Origin of the sequence: Roseiarcus sp., from assembly GCF_052145395.1 — a bacterium.
Lineage (GTDB): Bacteria > Pseudomonadota > Alphaproteobacteria > Rhizobiales > Beijerinckiaceae > Roseiarcus.
In genome coordinates this window covers 1-3,284 of the sequence record NZ_JBKQOT010000205.1, presented here as the reverse complement: position 1 = coordinate 3,284, position 3,284 = coordinate 1, and the positions used below count along the sequence as shown (strand labels likewise).

Genomic DNA, 3,284 nt, shown 5'->3' with positions numbered 1-3,284 from the left:
TTTCATGCGCTCAATCAGACGACCCTGCAGATCGTCTTCGTGCATCCTATGGCCGACAATGACGATCGCGCCGCCTGAGTTGAGCCTGTTGTAGATCGTGCCGTTGTACCACCGCCAGACAGCGTCGCGGATGGTCTCGGACATCGCGTCCGCCATGCTGCCGAAGGGGTCATCGATCAGCACGATGTCCGCGCCGCGGCCGAGGATGTCGCCGCCGACGCCGATCGAATACCAGCTGCCGCCTTGAGATGTCTTCCATTGGCCGGCCGCGCGTGCATCCTCCGTAAGCGAAACGCTCGGGAACATCAACTTGTAGTCCGGATTGTCGATGATGTTGCGAACCTCGCGACCGGTATCACGCGCCAGATCGGCGCTCGCCGAGGCGGCGATGAATTGCCGATCCGGCCGGCGACCGAGACACCAGGCGGGGAACGAATGCGCCGCAAGCGTCGTCTTGCCGTGACGCGGGCAGACCTGAAGGATGAGTCGATCAATCTCGCCCCGCTCGACGCGCTCCAGCTGCGCGGCGATGAAGTAATGCACGGCGCTGGGCTGATAGCCCTTGATCATGTAGCTGGTGAACGCGGCCAGGGAATACTTCGGTTGAGTATGGAAGCGGCCGGTCATTGCTCCGTCTTCGTCCGGTCAACGAAGCCGCCTCGATCCAATTCCTCACGGTCGCCGCCCGCCGCCGCCAGCGCCGCGCCATATTTTGTTCGGCCCACGCTGTTGAGCTCGAGCCCCCAGCGCTTGCAGAAGGCCGCCTTGTGCGGGACGTCGACCGGCAGCTTCTCGACCCTGACGCCCTGCCTCGCAAAGGCGCGCGCCTGGGCGTCGAACGCGGCGACGAACTCTGCGTACGAGCCCGCGAGTATCGTCTTCGGCAAACCGGCGGCTGCGACCGCCTCCTCGAGCTGACGCCAGCTCTCGGGCGTGTACCAGGCGGCGCCTACGACCGCTTCATCCATCGGCGTTGCCCTCAACGCTTTCGAGCAACCGGCGAACGCGGGTGAGAACATCGTCACTGAAGCCGCTCAGATCGGGGCCGGGCCCCAACGCGGCCTCAGCTTCAGTCGGAGCGAGCGAAGAGCCAAGGGCCCGCCTTGCTTGCTCGGCGATCACTTCCTCGATGGTGGGCACACGGGCGGGCGCGGGCATGCTCGGCGTGCTCAAGCCTACCGGCGGTGGGGCATTACTACATGGGCGTATCCTTGGCGCTTACCGGAGACATTGCGGAGGGGCGGGCGCACTATGATCGCGCGATCGCGCTCTACGGTCCTGTGGAGACTCGGCTCGAGGCGCCCTCGCGGCTTGTTAGGGTCACAAGCCTGGCAGCTCGGTCGATCGTCCTGTGGTGGCTCGGCTTTCCCGAGGCGGCGCTCGCAGACGCCGAATTGGCGCTCAGAGGGGCGCGCGAGAGCGGCGACACCCTCATCCTGTTGAGCGCGCTGGAGATCGTCGTCTTCACCCATCTCCACCGCCGGGACTATGCGACGGCGAACGCCGTCCGCGCCGAACTCGGCTCGCTGGCGGAGTAGAAGGGCGCAGCCTGGCAACAGGCGACGGGAGCGCTCTTTCGGAGTTTTGTGTCCCTTGAGACCAAAGAGCGCGCCGATCACGTCCACGCGATCGCCTCGGCGTGGGACGCCTTCCTGGCGACAGGGGCGACCGTGTGGACGCCGATGCAGCGATCGTATCTGGCGATGGCTCATGCGGACGTCGGCCAGTTCGATGACGCCAGAACGCGCATCGCCGAAGCGATGGCGGCGGCGGAAAGCGCCAAGGAGAGATGGTTCGAATCGGAGATCCATCGCTTCGCCGGCGAAATCGAACTCATGGCGCCTGCACGGGACATGACGAAGGCGGAGGAGCATTTCCAGCGCGCCCTCGACATCGCCCGGGCGCGGCAGACCCGCTCCTGGGAGCTTCGCGCGGCGACGAGCCTGGCGCGGCTGTGGCGCGATCAGCGGCGGCGAGAGGAGGCCCACGACCTCCTCGCGCCGGTCTACGGCTGGTTCACCGAGGGCTTCGACACGCCCGACCTCAAAGAGGCGAAAGCGCTCCTCGACGAACTGGCTTCCTGAAAGAAGGGCGGGAAGCGAACGTATACGATCGATGTTTACCGTTCTGGTTGAGGCCGAGTCGTGCGCTGCAGGGCAGCATCGTAGATCTCGGTCCCTCGCGCGACATCGAGTTCGACTTGGAATACGGTGGCAATGCGACCCAACATCCAGTAATAGCCGACGATCCCTACCAACTCGACCAACTGTCGATCGCTGAGGTGCTTCCTGGCTGTGTCGAAGATTGAGTCGTCGACTATTGGGCCTGCCTGTACTGCGGCCGCCAGTCCAAGCGCCGCCTGCTCAAGGGAACTGAAGCAGGGCGCATCAAGGTCGCCACTTCTAAGCGCTGCGCGCTGCTCGTCGCTGACTCCCGCGGCTTTGGACGGCGCGACATGTTGGACCCACTCATATTCTGCCGAGATTGCATTTGCCCCCAGCAAGATCACCAGCTCCCGGATGGCGCGAGGCAACTCCAGTTTCGCGATCTGAGCGGCTCCCAGATCCATGACCAGACCGACCGTGCTGACCGAGTGAGCCCACATCAGAAAAATTCTCAGAGGCGCCTTCTGCAGGAGTTCACGCAGTTCAGGCGACATTTTCTCAATGTCTGGGTACGGGATCCGCGCCACGGTTTTCTCTCCTTGAATTGTCGTCAATGAACTGGAGACCGCGAACCGCTCTGCGGCTTGGGGTCGGGTGAACCAACTTTCGCCCGATAGCGCCGCTGATGCTTTGCCATCTTCACAGGTACGACAATGCGGTTCGACGTCGCATGGCCGATAACGTTAGCGCCGATCTTGACCAGTTCTTCCGTGCGCGTGGACAGCCACCAGTCTTTCATTGGAAGCGTCCGCAATGGGCGGACTCCCGCCTTCCCTGGCGACCCCTGTAGGTCCGCTTCCTCGTCCAATTGAGGCGTCCAAGGCCGCGGTCTGCTGCGTCCGCAGTACGTCGGCTCCGGCCATCCGCAGCGCCGTCGGGGTCCGGTCCCTCTACGTGGGGACCAAGCGTCGGGTTTTGATCAGAGGCGTCCGCGCTAAAGCAGAAACGCCAGCGCCTTCTCGCACGGCGCCTCGACTTTGAGCGCGATGAGGGCGTCGGCGCGCGTCTTGCCGAGATTGACGGCTGCGATCGGCTTGCCGGCGGCCGCGGCGCGCTCGGCGAAGCGGTAGCCGGAATAGACCATCAGCGAGGAGCCCACGATGAGCATGGCGTCGGCCG

At 64.4% G+C, this 3,284-nt stretch carries 6 protein-coding genes and 1 pseudogene; 2 read left to right on the top strand and 5 right to left on the bottom strand.

Annotated elements, in window-relative coordinates:
- Positions 1-627 (bottom strand): terminase large subunit domain-containing protein (locus ACLP25_RS07045; RefSeq protein ID WP_442468503.1); only part of this gene is annotated, 627 nt, incomplete at its 3' end.
- A complete protein-coding gene (locus ACLP25_RS07040) occupies positions 624-968 on the bottom strand; it encodes a hypothetical protein (protein WP_442468502.1) in 345 nt (114 codons plus the stop codon). The genes ACLP25_RS07045 and ACLP25_RS07040, both read right to left, overlap by 4 nt.
- A gap of 231 nt (positions 969-1,199) precedes the next feature.
- On the opposite strand from ACLP25_RS07040, the gene ACLP25_RS07035 reads away from it, so the two are divergent.
- Together ACLP25_RS07035 and ACLP25_RS07030 are read left to right on the top strand one after the other, a co-directional pair.
- On the top strand, positions 1,200-1,538 hold the full coding sequence (locus ACLP25_RS07035) for a hypothetical protein (protein ID WP_442468501.1): 339 nt from the start codon (positions 1,200-1,202) through the stop codon (positions 1,536-1,538).
- A 48-nt stretch (positions 1,539-1,586) separates the two neighbouring features.
- A complete protein-coding gene (locus ACLP25_RS07030) occupies positions 1,587-2,084 on the top strand; it encodes a hypothetical protein (protein ID WP_442468500.1) in 498 nt (165 codons plus the stop codon).
- Positions 2,085-2,119: 35 nt separating this feature from the next.
- Here the strand turns inward: ACLP25_RS07030 and ACLP25_RS07025 are convergent, their stop codons facing one another.
- The 3 genes and pseudogenes from ACLP25_RS07025 to ACLP25_RS07015 all read right to left on the bottom strand — a co-directional run.
- The gene (locus tag ACLP25_RS07025; protein WP_442468499.1) at positions 2,120-2,692 is read right to left on the bottom strand and encodes a carboxymuconolactone decarboxylase family protein; all 573 of its coding nucleotides are present in this window, start codon (positions 2,690-2,692) and stop codon (positions 2,120-2,122) included.
- Positions 2,693-2,715: 23 nt separating this feature from the next.
- On the bottom strand, positions 2,716-2,904 hold the full coding sequence (locus ACLP25_RS07020; RefSeq protein ID WP_442468498.1) for a hypothetical protein: 189 nt from the start codon (positions 2,902-2,904) through the stop codon (positions 2,716-2,718).
- A 195-nt stretch (positions 2,905-3,099) separates the two neighbouring features.
- Positions 3,100-3,284: pseudogene (locus ACLP25_RS07015) on the bottom strand (NAD-dependent protein deacetylase); the annotation flags it as partial.